14 protein-coding genes are annotated in these 13,640 nt (G+C 66.1%); 5 read left to right on the top strand and 9 right to left on the bottom strand.

Translation table 11 applies throughout. From position 1 onward, the window contains the following. Positions 1-63 precede the first annotated feature (63 nt). The 6 genes from NWF22_RS15780 to hsaA form a co-directional block, all read right to left on the bottom strand. Entirely contained in the window at positions 64-1,212 is a 1,149-nt protein-coding gene (locus tag NWF22_RS15780) for a sulfotransferase family protein (protein ID WP_160903467.1), read from the bottom strand. Next, positions 1,205-1,999: an SDR family oxidoreductase gene (locus NWF22_RS15775; protein ID WP_160903468.1), complete on the bottom strand. Its 795-nt coding sequence runs from the start codon at positions 1,997-1,999 to the stop codon at positions 1,205-1,207. Before NWF22_RS15775 ends, NWF22_RS15780 begins: the two co-directional genes overlap by 8 nt. Beyond that, positions 1,996-3,225: a hypothetical protein gene (locus tag NWF22_RS15770; protein WP_160903469.1), complete on the bottom strand. Its 1,230-nt coding sequence runs from the start codon at positions 3,223-3,225 to the stop codon at positions 1,996-1,998. The genes NWF22_RS15775 and NWF22_RS15770 overlap by 4 nt, the downstream gene beginning before the upstream one ends. After that, on the bottom strand, positions 3,222-3,794 hold the full coding sequence (gene hsaB, locus NWF22_RS15765; protein ID WP_160903711.1) for a 3-hydroxy-9,10-secoandrosta-1,3,5(10)-triene-9,17-dione monooxygenase reductase subunit: 573 nt from the start codon (positions 3,792-3,794) through the stop codon (positions 3,222-3,224). Before hsaB ends, NWF22_RS15770 begins: the two co-directional genes overlap by 4 nt. Positions 3,795-3,810: 16 nt before the next feature. Further along, complete coding sequence (gene hsaC / locus NWF22_RS15760; RefSeq protein ID WP_160903470.1) at positions 3,811-4,719, bottom strand: iron-dependent extradiol dioxygenase HsaC; 909 nt, start codon at positions 4,717-4,719, stop codon at positions 3,811-3,813. Between the two features lie 72 nt (positions 4,720-4,791). Further along, positions 4,792-5,976 carry a 3-hydroxy-9,10-secoandrosta-1,3,5(10)-triene-9,17-dione monooxygenase oxygenase subunit gene (gene hsaA, locus NWF22_RS15755; RefSeq protein ID WP_160903471.1) on the bottom strand — a complete coding sequence of 395 codons (1,185 nt, stop codon included), beginning with the start codon at positions 5,974-5,976 and terminating at the stop codon, positions 4,792-4,794. Positions 5,977-6,211: 235 nt separating this feature from the next. Between hsaA and NWF22_RS15750 the strand changes: the two genes are divergently transcribed. The 3 genes from NWF22_RS15750 (at position 6,212) to NWF22_RS15740 (ending at position 8,440) form a co-directional block, all read left to right on the top strand. Next, positions 6,212-7,429 carry a 3-ketosteroid-9-alpha-monooxygenase, oxygenase component gene (locus NWF22_RS15750; RefSeq protein ID WP_160903472.1) on the top strand — a complete coding sequence of 406 codons (1,218 nt, stop codon included), beginning with the start codon at positions 6,212-6,214 and terminating at the stop codon, positions 7,427-7,429. A 4-nt stretch (positions 7,430-7,433) separates the two neighbouring features. Beyond that, positions 7,434-7,835 (top strand): hypothetical protein, encoded by a 402-nt coding sequence (locus tag NWF22_RS15745; RefSeq protein WP_160903473.1) that lies wholly within the window; start codon positions 7,434-7,436, stop codon positions 7,833-7,835. A 101-nt stretch (positions 7,836-7,936) separates the two neighbouring features. Next, positions 7,937-8,440 carry a C40 family peptidase gene (locus NWF22_RS15740; RefSeq protein ID WP_160903474.1) on the top strand — a complete coding sequence of 168 codons (504 nt, stop codon included), beginning with the start codon at positions 7,937-7,939 and terminating at the stop codon, positions 8,438-8,440. Here the strand turns inward: NWF22_RS15740 and NWF22_RS15735 are convergent. Continuing rightward, positions 8,415-8,939 (bottom strand): hypothetical protein, encoded by a 525-nt coding sequence (locus tag NWF22_RS15735; RefSeq protein ID WP_160903475.1) that lies wholly within the window; start codon positions 8,937-8,939, stop codon positions 8,415-8,417. The genes NWF22_RS15740 and NWF22_RS15735 overlap by 26 nt on opposite strands. Further along, positions 8,936-9,544 (bottom strand): TIGR03086 family metal-binding protein, encoded by a 609-nt coding sequence (locus NWF22_RS15730; RefSeq protein WP_160903476.1) that lies wholly within the window; start codon positions 9,542-9,544, stop codon positions 8,936-8,938. Before NWF22_RS15730 ends, NWF22_RS15735 begins: the two co-directional genes overlap by 4 nt. A gap of 153 nt (positions 9,545-9,697) precedes the next feature. Here NWF22_RS15730 and NWF22_RS15725 point away from each other — a divergent pair, with 153 nt between their 5' ends. Continuing rightward, positions 9,698-10,498 carry a VOC family protein gene (locus tag NWF22_RS15725; RefSeq protein WP_160903712.1) on the top strand — a complete coding sequence of 267 codons (801 nt, stop codon included), beginning with the start codon at positions 9,698-9,700 and terminating at the stop codon, positions 10,496-10,498. A 151-nt stretch (positions 10,499-10,649) separates the two neighbouring features. On the opposite strand, the gene NWF22_RS15720 is transcribed toward NWF22_RS15725, so the two are convergent. Continuing rightward, positions 10,650-11,114 (bottom strand): Lrp/AsnC family transcriptional regulator, encoded by a 465-nt coding sequence (locus NWF22_RS15720; protein ID WP_160903477.1) that lies wholly within the window; start codon positions 11,112-11,114, stop codon positions 10,650-10,652. Positions 11,115-11,250: 136 nt separating this feature from the next. Here NWF22_RS15720 and NWF22_RS15715 point away from each other — a divergent pair, with 136 nt between their 5' ends. Further along, positions 11,251-13,581 (top strand): thiamine pyrophosphate-binding protein, encoded by a 2,331-nt coding sequence (locus NWF22_RS15715; RefSeq protein ID WP_160903713.1) that lies wholly within the window; start codon positions 11,251-11,253, stop codon positions 13,579-13,581. Positions 13,582-13,640: the final 59 nt, after the last annotated feature.

Genomic DNA, 13,640 nt, shown 5'->3' with positions numbered 1-13,640 from the left:
GCCAGGTGGGCCATGGCGCCAGAGTACGACGCCGATGTGGCGGATTGCGGGTGACGCGTCCGGTCAGTGCGCGAACGCTTCCGCCACCGCGCGTTCCGTGAGTCCGTAGTCGGCGAGGCTGTACCGGTGCCGGGGCTTGCGATCGCCCGACCGGCTCTCATCGTCGAGGGCGACCATCGCCGCCCGCGCCTCCTCGGTGAAATCGGCACCGAGGGCGGCGTAGACGCGTGCGACGGTTCCGAACGGATCCGCGCGCAGGTCCGCGAAGTCGACGTCGAGGAACTGTGCGGGGTCGTACTGCTGTCGTGCCGACTCGAACTCACGCAACCCGCGCGACCACAGTTCCAGTTGCGTCTCGCCGATCGTGTCGCCCACAAAGGTGTTCGACCATCCCGGCGTGGCGTTCTCCGCCAGGCTGCACATGGACGCGATGATCGTCTCCGGTGGGCGGTGCGTCTGGATGACCAGCGCATCGGGGTAGGCCGCCATCAACGCGTCCAACGCGAACATGTGGCTGGGGTTCTTGAGCACCCACCGCTTGTCCGGATCGTTGAGGCCGATCATCTGCAGGTTGCGTCGATGCCGTGTGTACGCCGGCGTCCAGTCCTGCTGTGCCAGCCACCGCGAGTAGGTCGGCAGGTATGCCAGCGATTCATACGAGATCGACATGACGTTCTGGCGCAACAACTGCCAGCACTCCTCGACTTCGGCGGCACTCATGTAGTGCAGGCCCATGAACTCGGGGTTGTCGACGTGGTGTTGTTCGAGACCGGCGTCGATCTGCTGATACACCGGGTTCGACGACCAGGTCTCCCGCGGCGGCCGTGGCTGCGGGAACTCGGCCAGCCACATCTCCAGTCCCTGATGCCGCGGATCGGCGGTGAGCAACCGGTGCAGGGCGGTGGTGCCGGTGCGCGGCAGACCGGTGACGAAGATGGGCCGCGTGATCGCAACGTCGGAGTAGTCAGGATTGTTCTGCCACAAGGCCTCCGACAGCAGTCGGGCGATCAGTGCGCCTTTGAGGAAGAAGCGGAACATCTTGCTGCCCACTTCGGTCAGATCGGCGTCGCGCGCATACGAGTCGAGCAGCACCTCGAGCGCTTCGAGGTAGTCGTGGTCCCCGAAGTCGTCGAGTCCGGTGGCGCGGGTGGCGGCCTCGTGCAGATCGTCGACGGTGCCCACATTGGTGCGGGGTGTGACGGGACTAGTCATGGTATTCACCGCAATTGACGTCGAGGGTGTGACCGGTGATGGCGCTGGCCATCGGCGAGGCGAGGAACACCACCGCCTCGGCGATCTCGTCCGGCTCGGGCAGCCGTTTGAGGTCCGATTTGCTCGCGGTCTGCTGGTAGACCTGCTCCGGGGTGATCTCGTATTTCTTGGCGATCTCGCCGAAGTACCACTTGAGTTGGTCGTCCCAGATGTATCCGGGCGCGACGGTGTTGATCCGGATTCCCTTGTCGCCCAGTTCGGTGGCCAGGGTCTGCGACATCGCCAGCAGCGCCGACTTCGCCAGCTTGTAACTGCCGTAACGCGGTTCCGAATGTCGGATCACCATCGAGTTGATGTTGACGATCGCGCCATCGGCATCGGCGAGTGCATCGGTGAAGGCCTTGATGACGCGCAGCGTGCCCAGCACGGTCAGTTCGAGACTGGTGCTGATCTGATCGAAATCGGTGCGTGCGAGGGGTTTCATCGACGGCAGCGCGAAGGCATTGTTCACCAGCACATCCACCTGGCCGAATTCGGCGATGGTCGACGACACCAGGGCGTCGACGGCGTCGTCGTCGGAGATGTCGGTGGGCACCACAAAGGTCCGACCCTTGCCACCGAGGTTGTCGACCTCGGCCGCGACCTCCTTGAGTCGGGATTCGGTGCGCGCGGCGAGCACCACGTGCGCGCTCGCCGCCGCGGCACGCAGGCAGATCGACCGCCCCAGCCCCGGTCCGACGCCGGAGACCACCACCACCTTGCCCGCGAGCAATCCGGTACCACTCACAGCAGCATCCTCTCCGCGAACGCACGCTGCCGCGCCGCGATTCGCTGCGCCCACCCGGCCTCGTCAACGGAGTTGTGTGAGAAGTACGGCAGGTGTTGTGCGACATCACCGATGTCGATTACCTGAGCGCTGGGACCGTCGGCGGCGGTGATCGGGTCGTCGGTGCGCTGCCATCGGAACTGCATGATCCCCGTGATACGTCCGGTGGTCTCGATCCAGTTCGCGATGCCGGGGTCTCGGCGGGATACCACCATCCGGATCATGCCGTCCGGATCGACCTGCGCCTGGGCGGAGTTGAGGCTGGTCTGATGGTTCACGTAGTCCAGCGAGATGTACCACATGCTGCCCAGCTGGAAACCCTGGTACGGCGCGGACGATTTCGGCACCGTGACGACCATCGCTTCGTTGTCGGCGAGCCGGAAGTGTCCGACCGACGAATATTGGGTCGCCAATCCGCCCGGCGTGAGCCGTGGCGTGGTGAAGGTGTTGACCGGTTCGTCGAGGTAAAACCACTTGGGGAAGTTGAACCAGGTGTTGATCCGCGACGTCAGCATCTTGCCCGCGGTGGCGTAACGACGTGTCACCCGCGCGAGGTCGGGCTCTGTCGGCGCTGTACCGGTGGTGTCGAGTCGTTCGATGGAGATGCTGCCCTTGCGTTGGGTCCAGTCGCCGTACACTTCTCGCACCGAGAGCATCGACGCTCCGTCGGCCAGGGTGATGTAGTCGGGACGCTTCTCGTCGATCGCGGGGCCGAAGGTGATCTCGAAGTCCCCGTTGGCGTCGATCGGGATGCGTCGGTCGTCGAAGGCTTCGTCGCCACCGGGCACCGATGAGGGTGTGTAGTCGCCGGTGAGTACCTGGAAGCTGAGATCGACTGTGCTGCCCCGATGTCCACGGACGACGTAGGTGCCACCGACGTCGAGGTCGGCGTGATAGTAGAGCGTGTCGGGGTTGTCGAGGCCCATCTTGGTGGTAGGGCCGGTCGACGTGATGAAGTTGGGGTGGCTTTTCTGCCGCGACCGGACGAGTTGCACGATGGCCGCGATGCTGCCGGCGAGGTAGTCGTATCCCTCGGCGAGATCCTGGTCGCTGTGCACGAAGTCGGCCGACGCGATCAGCTGTTCGGCCTCGGCGATGGCGTCGGTCAACGGCTTGGTGACAGCGACCTGTCGGGTGATCGCGGTATTTGCGGATGAGGTGTCGGTAGGGCTCGCCGTCGAGCTCATAGCCAGGTGTCGCCTCCGGTCCAGGTGAGGAAGTTCTCCAGTTCGGCTTGCGCCGGGGTGACGCGCGGATGTTCGGTCGACAGGTAGCCGCCGCGATAGAACAGCAACGGCTTGTCCTGCAGCACCTCTCCCAAGGTCAGCGCGCGCCCCAGCACGATGTGGTGATCGCCGCCGTCGGTGACCCCCTCCACGTCGCATTCGACCCAGGTCAGGGCGTGCCGGATCACCGGCAGGCCGGCCGGCGACGGGTCCCAGACGACGTGACGGAACTTGTCGTCGCCGGGCGCCCCGAAGGCCGCACTCACGTCCTGCTGCCGGTTGGACAGCACGTTCACACAGAACTGTCCGGTCTCTTCGATGACCTTCCAGCTCCGCGATGTCTTGTTGGGGCAGAACAGCACCAGGGGCGGATCGAGCGACAGCGCAGCGAACGACTGGCAGGCGAAGCCCACCGGGTTGCCGGCCGGATCGATCGTGGTGATCACCGTGACACCGGTGCAGAACTGACCCATCGCGGTGCGGAATTGGCGTGAATCGAATTCTGCGGAGCCGTACGGGGTTCGCGTCATGTCGGTGCTGGTCATCTCACTGGAACCCGACGGTGAAATCGTGGCCCCAGAGACTGACCGCGGTACTCTCCCGCGCGATCCACTCGTTGTCGTCCACTGTTCTTCCCTCGCAACCGAATTCGACGTCGAATCCACCCGGGGTCTTCATGTAGAACGACAGCATCAGGTCGTTGACGTGGCGGCCCAGGGTCGCCGACATCTTGACCTTCTTGCGCAGCGCCCGGTCCAGACAGAGGCCGACGTCGTCGGAGTTCTCCACCTCCACCATCAGGTGCACGATGCCGGTGCTGTTGGGGATCGGCAGGAAGGCCAACGAATGATGTCGCGGGTTGCAGCCCAGGAAACGCAGCCACGGCGACTCATCACCCTCCTCGCGTCCAACGGCCTGCGGCGGCAGTCGCATCGAGTCACGCAGCGCGAAGCCGAGCACGTCATGATAGAACGCGAGCGCGGCCTTGTCGTCGTCGCAGGTGAGCACGACGTGTCCCAATCCCTGCTCATCGGTCACGAACTTGTGGCCGTACGGGCTCACCACCCGCCGATGTTCCAGCGCCACACCGTGGAACACCTCGAGGGTGTTTCCGGCGGGGTCGTCGAACACGATCATCTCGACCACGCGGCGGTCGGCGAGCTCCTCGTCCTTGGCCTCGCGGAAGATCACCCCCGCCGCCGAAAGCCGATCGCGGACCTCCTGCAGCGCAGCGGCGTTGGCGCATTCCCAGCCGGACACCTGCAAGCGGTCGTGTTCGCCGGGCACGATGACGAGCCGGGCCGGGAAGTCGTCCATCCGCAGATACAGCGCACCCTCGGTGAGGCCCTTGCCCTCCACCATGCCGAGCACTTTCAGGCCGTACACACGCCAGGCCTCGACGTCGGTGGCCTCGATGCGCATGTAGCCCAGAGACCGGATCGGACTGTCACTCATCTGTTCTCACTCCTCGCAGTCCACGCCGATCAGAAAGCGCGCTGTCGCGCCGCTCCACCAGTTCATCGGAAGTCACACCATCGTGTCGCCGATGGGAATCCCGAACTCGCCGTTGCCGAATGCCACGTACGCGCGCTCGGGGTCGTTGGCCGCATGCACCCGACCGGCGTGGGCGTCGCGCCAGAAACGCTGGATGGGAGTGCCGTTCTCCAGCGCATGTGCACCGGAGTTCTCGAAGAGGCGGTCGATCGCCGAGATCGCCCGTCCCGACGCCCGCACCTGATCACGTCGGGCAGCCAGACGTAGTTCCATCGGGATCTCCTCGCCGGCGAGGATCAGGTCGTACTCCGCCTGGAGGTTTCCCGACAACTGCCGCCAGGCGGCGTCGATGTCACTGGCCGCCTCGGCGATCCGCACCTTGGCGAAGGGGTCCTCCTTGGCCTTCTCGCCTGCGTAGGCGGCACGGACACGCTTGCCTTGATGCTCGACGTGGGCGTGGTAGGCACCGTAGGCCATGCCGACGATCGGCGTGGCGATGGTGCTGGGATGGATGGTGCCCCACGGCATCTTGTAGACCGGCGCGGTGTTCTGCTCGAGCCCTGGGCTCTGCCCCATGCTCATGGTCCGCATGCTCAGCATCCGGTGGCGCGGCACGAACACATCCTTGACCTCGATGGTGTTCGAACCGGTCCCCCGCAGGCCCACCACGTTCCAGACATCCTTGATCGTGTACTCGCTGCGCGGGATCAGGAAGCTGACGAAGTCGACGGGTTTGCCGTCTTTGATGACCGGTCCGCCGACGAACACCCAATCCGCCATGTCGCAGCCCGACGACCAGGCCCAGGAACCGTTGACCTTGTAGCCGCCGTCCACCACCTCGCCCATCCCCATCGGGGCGTAGGACGACGAGATGCGGACGTTGGGGTCGGAGCCCCACACGTCTTCCTGCGCCTGCTGGTCGAACAGCGCGAGATGCCAATTGTGGATGCCGATGATGCCCGACACCCAACCGGTGGAGCCACATGCGGTCGCGATCCGACGCACGCCCTCGTAGAAGGTCACCGGGTCGACCTGATAACCGCCCCACTGCTCGGGCTGCATCAGCTTGAAGAAGCCGGCGCCCTCGAGACTCGACACCGTCTCATCGGGGATACGTCGCAGATCTTCGGTCTGCTGCGCACGCTGCTCGATCTCCGGGAGGAGTGCGTTGATCTTCTCCAGGACCTGTTCGGCCGCTTCGCTCCGTCTTGCTGGCATCTCGCCCGCTCCTACTCGTTGCTCGACGACCTACCCGGCCGCCCTGGTTCCCGTCTGATGATGAGATTAGAACACGTTCTCATTTATGTCGAGCACTGGGACTTTAGGCCCATTTGCTGGTCCGATCAGCATCACGTGACGCGATCGACTCGTCATTTTTGTAACATGTTCTAGTATTGGGTTCGTACCGATTCGAGCGGAACGAGCGAATCACACGCCAGAACAGGAGTAACGGATGTCAGCGACCCCCGAGGCCACCGCAGGCGTCACAGCCCACGGCGACGACGTCGCCGTTCGCGAGATCGACACCGGCACGCCCCCGACCCGGTTCGCGCGCGGCTGGCACTGCCTCGGCCTCATCGACGACTTCACCGACGGCAAGCCGCACTCCGTGCACATCTTCGGCACCAAGCTGGTGGTGTGGGCGGACTCCCACGGCGAGATCAACGTCCTCGACGCGTTCTGCCGCCACATGGGCGGAGACCTCTCGCAGGGCAGCGTGAAGGGCGACAACGTCGCCTGCCCCTTCCACGGCTGGTTGTGGAAGGGCAACGGCCGCTGCGCGGGCGTGCCGTACGCCAAGCGCAACCCGAAGCTCGCCAAGACCCGCGCGTGGCCGACGATGACCCGCAACGGCCAGGTGTTCGTCTACAACGACCCGGAGGGCAACCCGCCGCCCGACGAGTGCATCATCCCCGAACTCGACGAGGTCGGCTCCGACGAGTGGACCCCGTGGACGTGGAACCGCATCGTCATCGAGGGTTCCAATTGCCGCGAGATCATCGACAACGTCGTGGACATGGCGCACTTCTTCTACGTGCACTACGCGCTGCCGGACTACTTCAAGAACGTCTTCGAGGGTGAGGTCGCCGCGCAGTACATGAACTCGCACGGCCGCCCCGACGTCACGCTCGGCACCAACTACGGCGACAGCCGCCTGGAGTCGATCGCCGCCTATTACGGACCGTCGTACATGCTCAACCCGATGGTGCAGTACTACGGCGGTTTCGCGATCGAGACCATCCTGACCAACTGCCACTACCCCATCGACGAGAACTCCTTCGTGCTGATGTACGGCGTGATGGCCAAGGTCCCCGAGGGCCTGACCGCCGAACAGGCCGCCAAGATGGCCGCCAAGATCACCGCGGGTGTCGAGGTCGGGTTCCTGCAGGACGTCGAGATCTGGAAGAACAAGACCCGCATCGACAACCCGCTGCTCGTCGAGGAAGACGGCCCCGTCTACCAGTTGCGTCGCTGGTACGAGCAGTTCTATGTCGACAAGGCCGATGTCGACGAGGAGATGACGCAGCGGTTCGAATACGAGATCGACACCTCGAAGGCGCTGGAGAGTTGGGGTGTGGAGATCCAGGAGAATCTGCGGCGCCAAGAGGAAAAGGCAGCCGAGGAAACCGGGGCGCCGGCGACCGAGCCCACGGAGAAGGCGCAGGTGTGACGAGATGTCACGGGCAGCCGCGCGCGAGGTCGCTTCGGGGGGTCACGGCTGGGCGAAGGCCCCCGACTACCAGGGTGATCCCGAGCGCCTGGCTGTCGTGCACGCCGCGACCGCACGCGACCGCGAGCACTATCTACACGGCGGGATGCACGCGATCGAGTGCCGATCGTGCCATGCGTGCGTGTTCGTCAAGAAGACCAGCGCCCACCACACCAGCGTGCAGTGGACCACCGATGCACGGGCGCGATGCAATGAACTCGAGCGATCCGACGATGCCGGTAGGGCACTGCTGCCGGGCGCGATGATGCCGACCTGCCCGCGGCTGTCGGCGAGTATCGATCACGGTGTCGCCGAGGGGATCATCCCGCCGGAGTCGCCCGAGTCGGATCCGGATGGCTACTGGTGACGAGGGGTCAGCTGCCGTGACGGGGGCGCGAGAGCTGAATTCTTCAACAATCTCAATCAAAGGTTGAGACAATTGGAAGAACATCCGTCACTGTAGATGTCATGCAGAACATCCGGTGTCGGCTGGTCGGCGTGCTGTGCGCGCTCGGCCTGGCGACCGGTGTCGGAGTCGGGACCGCGGCCGAAGTCGCCGCCGACACCGGCTCCTCGGGCTCGTCGGGGTCCGTCGAGATCTACCTCCCGATCCCGACACCTGCGGGAATGCAGGCACTCACGGCCGCGATGACCCAACTCGGGCGACCATATGAGTGGGGCGGGACGGGCCCGTGGTCGTGGGATTGCTCGGGGCTCATGCAGTGGGCGTTCTCCACCGCCGGTATCCGGCTGCCCCGGACCAGCCAGGAGCAGGCCCGGGTCGGCCACTCGATCCCGCTGTCCGCGCTGGCCCCGGGCGACCTCATCGTCTTCTATCGCGACGCCAGCCATATCGGCATCTACGCCGGCTTCGGTCAGGTGTTCAACGCCTACGGGCCGAACGGAGCCCCGATCGGGTTCACCCCGCTGAACCACTGGTCGCACATCAAGACGATCCGTCGGCTGGGGTGAGGGCGGCGGCCACCACCAAACCAATGAGCGCGATGCCGACGATCAGCGTGCCGAGCAGCCCGTAGCCGACGTCGATCAGCGGTGATTCCACGCGCACGGCATCCTGCACCTGCTGATCGAACAGGTGGGCACCAGGGTCGGCCAACGTCGGAATCGTCACTGCCAGTGCACCGATCGCGCTCAAGCCGACGATCAGCACCGCGGGCCACCGCAATCGCGGACGCCACCACGCGAGCACCGAGACCACCGTGACCATCGACCCGAACATCACCGTCCACAGCCCGGGCCGCATGGTGTGTTCCTCGAGGAACGCCACATCCTCAGCGGTGGCGCCGGGCACCCGCACCCGGCCGAGCCCGGTGATCGAGGGCTGCACCCCCTCGTCGGAGACGCCCCAGGCAACGAGACTGAAACCGATCAGCAGCAGACCGCCGAGTGCGGCGATCGGCCAGGTGAACCGCCGGATCGTCGCTCTCGCCCGTTCGGCTCCGTCGCTCATTCCTCCAGGGTGCCATGCGGCCAGAACGGGTCACGGCCGGTCAGGCCGGCAAGTCGGTCGACGAGTCGGGCGTCGGCGGGGACCTCGACGACGGGACCGAACATGCCCTCACGCTCGCTCTGCGGACCCGGCGGATGGTGGAAGTCGTAGACCACTTCGAGGACATCGTCGTCGAGGGTGTAGTCGACGCCGATGGTGCGGGCCACATCCCAGCCGTGTAGCACCAGTTCCGACAGTGCGATGGTGCCCATGACCTCGGCCGGGGCGTCCACACCACCGGCCTGTGTCATCCCCTCCCAGGCATCCGGAGCCTGCCAGGCGTCGGCCAGTTCGCGCACATGACAGCGCAACGCAACGGACCAGCCGGGCGACAGTTCACTGCGTGTCGGGTCGGGCGGGGTGGAGGTCATCGGGCCGAAGTCCTTGTGGGCGGCCGCGGCGAACGCCTGAGACAACCCGTCGATGTGGCCGAGCAGGGTGGCGAGGTCCATGTCGGTACAGGGACTCGGTCGGGTCAGCATGCCGTCGGTGACGGCGGCGGCCATCGTGAGCATCTCGTCGGCGGCAGCCGAGATCTGCCGGGCGTAGGTGGTGTCGATGGGCATGGCGGCCTCCTCGCGTGGGTTCACTCAGGGGTATCGACCGGTTGGCCGACTGTTTTTCATCGGCATGCCACATTCCGGCGTGCCTGCGATGACTTTCGGCCACGCTTGAGGTCAGCAATGGTGTTCGATCCCGAATCCGCGAAAGGATGCATGATGAGCGACTACTCGGCGCCGATCGGCGCACCGATCTGGTTCGACCTGATGAGCAGTGAGCCCGACAAGGCCGCCGAGTTCTACGGCGACATCTTCGGGTGGGAAGCCGAGGAGCCCGACGCCGAATTCGGCGGGTACCGCAACTTCGTCAAGAACGGCAAACGTATCGCAGGGTGCGGGCCGGTGATGGATCCGAACGGCCCGTCGGACGTGTGGTCGGTGTATCTGCACACTGCGGACCCGGCCGCCACCGTCACCGCGGTCGAGAAGGCCGGCGGCTCGATGATGGTGCCGCCGATGGATGTCGGCGAGATGGGCACGATGATGGTTGCCACCGATCCGGCGGGTGCGGTCATCGGGTGGTGGAAGCCGGGCACCCATCCGGGCTTCCTGGAATGGGGAACCCACGGCACCCCGTACTGGTTCGAGTGCCAGAGCAAGGACTACGCGAAGTCGGTCGCGTTCTACACCGAGGTACTCGGCGCGCGCATCGAGGAGGTCGGGACCGGCGGCGACCCCGATGCGGTCGGGCCCGACCACTACGGCCAGGTCTTCCTCGGCGAGAGCTCATACTCGGGGATCATGGACGCGGCCAAGCTGTTTCCCGCCGAGGTGCCGTCGTTCTGGCAGGTCTACGTCACCGTCGACGACGTCGCGGCGACCGTGAAACATGTCGAGGCGCTCGGCGGTGGGGTGATGATGGCCGGTGAGGAAACGCCCTACGGGACGCTCGCCGCCGTCACCGACCCGTTCGGCGCAGTGTTCTGTCTCGGGCATCCGCCGGCCGGCTGGGAGGGCTGACGGCAGCGCGGTTGTGCTGCCGCGGGTCGGCCGCGACCACGCGGGTCGACTCGGAGAGCGCGGGTGGTCGACTGCCCGCGCGAACCGAGGCGACCCGCGACCGCAGACGGCCACGTTCAGCCGTCCGGAACGCGGGGCTCCGGCCGCCAGGTCAATCCAGCAGTTGGTCGAGGCGGTACCCGACGAGAGTCCGCATGCGCAGCGCCGTCGTGCTCCGCTGCACACCGTCGATGTCGAGGATGAGCCCGGCGACACGGTAGAGATCGTCCGCGTCCCGGGCCACCACCTGCACCAGCAGGTCGGTGGCGCCGCTGAGCCCGAGGACCTCGACCACCTCGGGTATTCGTTCCAGCGCCGCCGACACCTCCGCCAGCCTCCGCTGGGTCACCTCGGTGAACACATAGGCGGTGATCGAGTAGCCCAGCGCCTCGGTGTCGATGCGACGATCGAACCCGTGCAGTACCTCGGCGCCCTCCCACCGGGTCAGGCGGGACTGGACGGTGTTGCGCGACAGGCCGGTTCGTTCGGCGAGCGCACTCGTCGTGGCGCGCGGCGCGCGGATCAGCGCCCGCAGGATGCCACGGTCGGTCGCGTCGAACCTCAACTGCTTGCGCATCGTGACCATCCTGTCTGCGCCATCAACTCGATTGCTGCGCAATCTGCGCATTCTGTCGTTGGTGTCTTGCACACTCTGCCAGACCGCGCGCAGACTCAGAAGCGATCTGCTCAGCGTGGGTGCAAGGAGGACGATGATGACGACGTTCACGCCCCGTCCGGACGGCGAGGTCGGCCGCGATGCTGACGAGGTCCTCGACGAGATCTCGCGCCGGGTGCTGTGGACCTCCACGGCGATCGTGCACCACGCAAATCGAGTGCGACCCAATCCGTCCGGACTGAAGGTCGGCGGGCATCAGGCATCGTGCGCGTCGATGGTCTCGATCATGACCGAACTCTGGTTCTCCCAGTTACGTTCGGGTGATCGGGTCTCGGTGAAGCCGCACGCGGCGCCGGTACTGCACGCGATCAACTACCTGCTCGGGGAGCTCGATGCGGACCACCTGCCGCGGCTGCGGGAACTCGGCGGTCTGCAGAGCTACCCGAGCCGCACGAAGGATCCCGACACCGTCGACTACTCGACCGGCTCGGTCGGCATCGGCGCCACCGCCCCCATCTGGGGAGCGATGGCACGACGCTACGTGAGCACGGCGTTCGGCACCGCCGGCACCGGTCGGCAGTACTCACTGGTCGGCGATGCCGAACTCGACGAGGGTGCGGTGTGGGAGGCCATCCTCGACCCAGCGGTCCCCGAACTCGGCGAGATCGTCTGGATCGTCGACCTGAATCGTCAGTCGCTGGACCGAGTGGTGCCCAACATCGCGGCCGGGCGGTTGGCGTCGATGTTCGCCGCGGCCGGCTGGCAGGTGATCACGGTCAAATGGGGTCACCTGCTGCAGAAACTGTTCGCCCGGACCGGCGGCAATGCGCTGCGTACCCGGATCACCGAGATGCCGAATGCGGAGTACCAGCGGTTGTTGCGGTGCCGCGACGACGAGATCCGGTCGCGGCTGCCCGGTGCCGGACCGGAAGCCCGAGCCATCTCAGCGCTGCTCGCCGATCTCGACGATGCCACCCTGCACGCCGCCATCCGCAACCTCGGCGGCCACGACCTGGGTGCGTTACGCGCGGCATTCGCCGAGATCGACGACACCCGGCCCACCGTCATCCTCGCGTACACCATCAAGGGCTACGGACTGCCGACGCAGGGGCATCCGCAGAATCATTCGACGCTGCTCACCGAGGAGCAGTTCGCCGGTCTCGCCGACGAACTGGGCGAGGACCCGACTCGCCCGTGGCACCGGTTCGATGCGCACTCCCCGGCCGGCGAGGTGTGCGCGGCAACCGTCGCCCGGCTGACCCGCGAGCCGGTTCCGGCACCGGTGGGTCTCGCGGTGCCCACCGACCTCACCAGGGTGCCGACGGCGATCTCCACCACCCAGGCCGCACTAGGCCGGACCCTGCTCGACCTGACCCGGGAGGCGCCCGACGTCGCGCGCCGGGTGATCACGGTGAGCCCCGATGTCACGTCGTCGACGAATCTGGCCGGCTGGTTGAACAAGGTGGGCGTGTGGTCGCCGACAGAACGTCGCGACTGGTTCGACGACGACCGCGAGACGATCATGCACTGGCGGGAGCGGCCCACCGGGCAGCACATGGAACTCGGGATCGCCGAGACCAATCTCGTCGGACTGATCGGCGAACTCGGCGCCACCTGGAGTCGGTGGGGTCAGCCGCTGCTGCCGATCGGGGTGCTCTACGACCCCTTCGTCGAACGGGCCCTGGAGCCATGGTCATTCGGGATCTACGCCGGCGGGCAGTCCATCCTCGTCGGCACCCCTGCCGGGGTCTCCCTGGCTCCCGAAGGCGGTGCGCACCAATCGATCAAGACCCCATCCATCGGACTCGAACAGCCCGGCTGTGTGAGCTACGAACCGGCGTTCGCGCTCGACGTCGAGTGGACACTGCTGGATTGCCTGGCGCACATGGGAAAGCCGGGCGGACGATCCGCCTACCTACGGCTGTCGACCCGGCCCGTCGAACAGAAGCTGGCCGCCGTGCCGACCGACCCGGCCGCGCGGGAGCGGCGACGGCGGCAGGTCGTCGCGGGCGCCTATCCCCTGCGACGTGCGGCAGCCCCGGTGGTGACCATCGTCGCCGTCGGCGCCATGGTGACCGACGCGTTGGCTGCCGCAGATCGATTGGCCCAGATGGACATCGCGTGTGATGTCGTGGTGATCACCAGTCCCGGTCTGGTGTTCGAGGCCCTGCAGTCCCGTCGCGGACAGGGCGATGGACCCACGTGGATCCTGGATCAGGTGTTCCCCGCCGATCGCGCCACACCGATGGTCACCGTCCTGGACGGTCATCCGCACACCCTGGGCTTCGTCCCGACGATCAACCGCGTCGAATCGATCGCTCTGGGTGTCACATCATTCGGTCAATCCGGAGCCCTCGACGAGGTGTACCGACTGCACGGCATCGACGAGGATTCGATCATCCGAGCCGCGCTCGATCTGACCGATTGACCCGAGCAGCCTCATCTTCGCGTTCGCGTCCCGCTTCCTCTCCGACGTGCGTGCCGGCG

This window comes from Gordonia mangrovi, from assembly GCF_024734075.1.
GTDB lineage: Bacteria > Actinomycetota > Actinomycetes > Mycobacteriales > Mycobacteriaceae > Gordonia > Gordonia mangrovi.
The sequence above is the reverse complement of the archived record's forward strand: the minus strand, read 5'-3'. Positions and strand labels throughout refer to the sequence as shown.

What these genes read in the sequence shown, in the direction of transcription:
- NWF22_RS15780 (WP_160903467.1), bottom strand. Translation starts at nt 1,212, where the DNA reads ATGACTAGTCCCGTCACACCCCGCACCAATGTGGGCACCGTCGACGAT.
- NWF22_RS15770 (WP_160903469.1), bottom strand. Translation starts at nt 3,225, where the DNA reads ATGAGCTCGACGGCGAGCCCTACCGACACCTCATCCGCAAATACCGCG.
- hsaB (WP_160903711.1), bottom strand. Translation starts at nt 3,794, where the DNA reads ATGACGCGAACCCCGTACGGCTCCGCAGAATTCGATTCACGCCAATTC.
- hsaC (WP_160903470.1), bottom strand. Translation starts at nt 4,719, where the DNA reads ATGAGTGACAGTCCGATCCGGTCTCTGGGCTACATGCGCATCGAGGCC.
- hsaA (WP_160903471.1), bottom strand. Translation starts at nt 5,976, where the DNA reads ATGCCAGCAAGACGGAGCGAAGCGGCCGAACAGGTCCTGGAGAAGATC.
- NWF22_RS15750 (WP_160903472.1), top strand. Translation starts at nt 6,212, where the DNA reads ATGTCAGCGACCCCCGAGGCCACCGCAGGCGTCACAGCCCACGGCGAC.
- NWF22_RS15745 (WP_160903473.1), top strand. Translation starts at nt 7,434, where the DNA reads ATGTCACGGGCAGCCGCGCGCGAGGTCGCTTCGGGGGGTCACGGCTGG.
- NWF22_RS15740 (WP_160903474.1), top strand. Translation starts at nt 7,937, where the DNA reads ATGCAGAACATCCGGTGTCGGCTGGTCGGCGTGCTGTGCGCGCTCGGC.
- NWF22_RS15735 (WP_160903475.1), bottom strand. Translation starts at nt 8,939, where the DNA reads ATGAGCGACGGAGCCGAACGGGCGAGAGCGACGATCCGGCGGTTCACC.
- NWF22_RS15730 (WP_160903476.1), bottom strand. Translation starts at nt 9,544, where the DNA reads ATGCCCATCGACACCACCTACGCCCGGCAGATCTCGGCTGCCGCCGAC.
- NWF22_RS15725 (WP_160903712.1), top strand. Translation starts at nt 9,698, where the DNA reads ATGAGCGACTACTCGGCGCCGATCGGCGCACCGATCTGGTTCGACCTG.
- NWF22_RS15720 (WP_160903477.1), bottom strand. Translation starts at nt 11,114, where the DNA reads ATGCGCAAGCAGTTGAGGTTCGACGCGACCGACCGTGGCATCCTGCGG.
- NWF22_RS15715 (WP_160903713.1), top strand. Translation starts at nt 11,251, where the DNA reads ATGACGACGTTCACGCCCCGTCCGGACGGCGAGGTCGGCCGCGATGCT.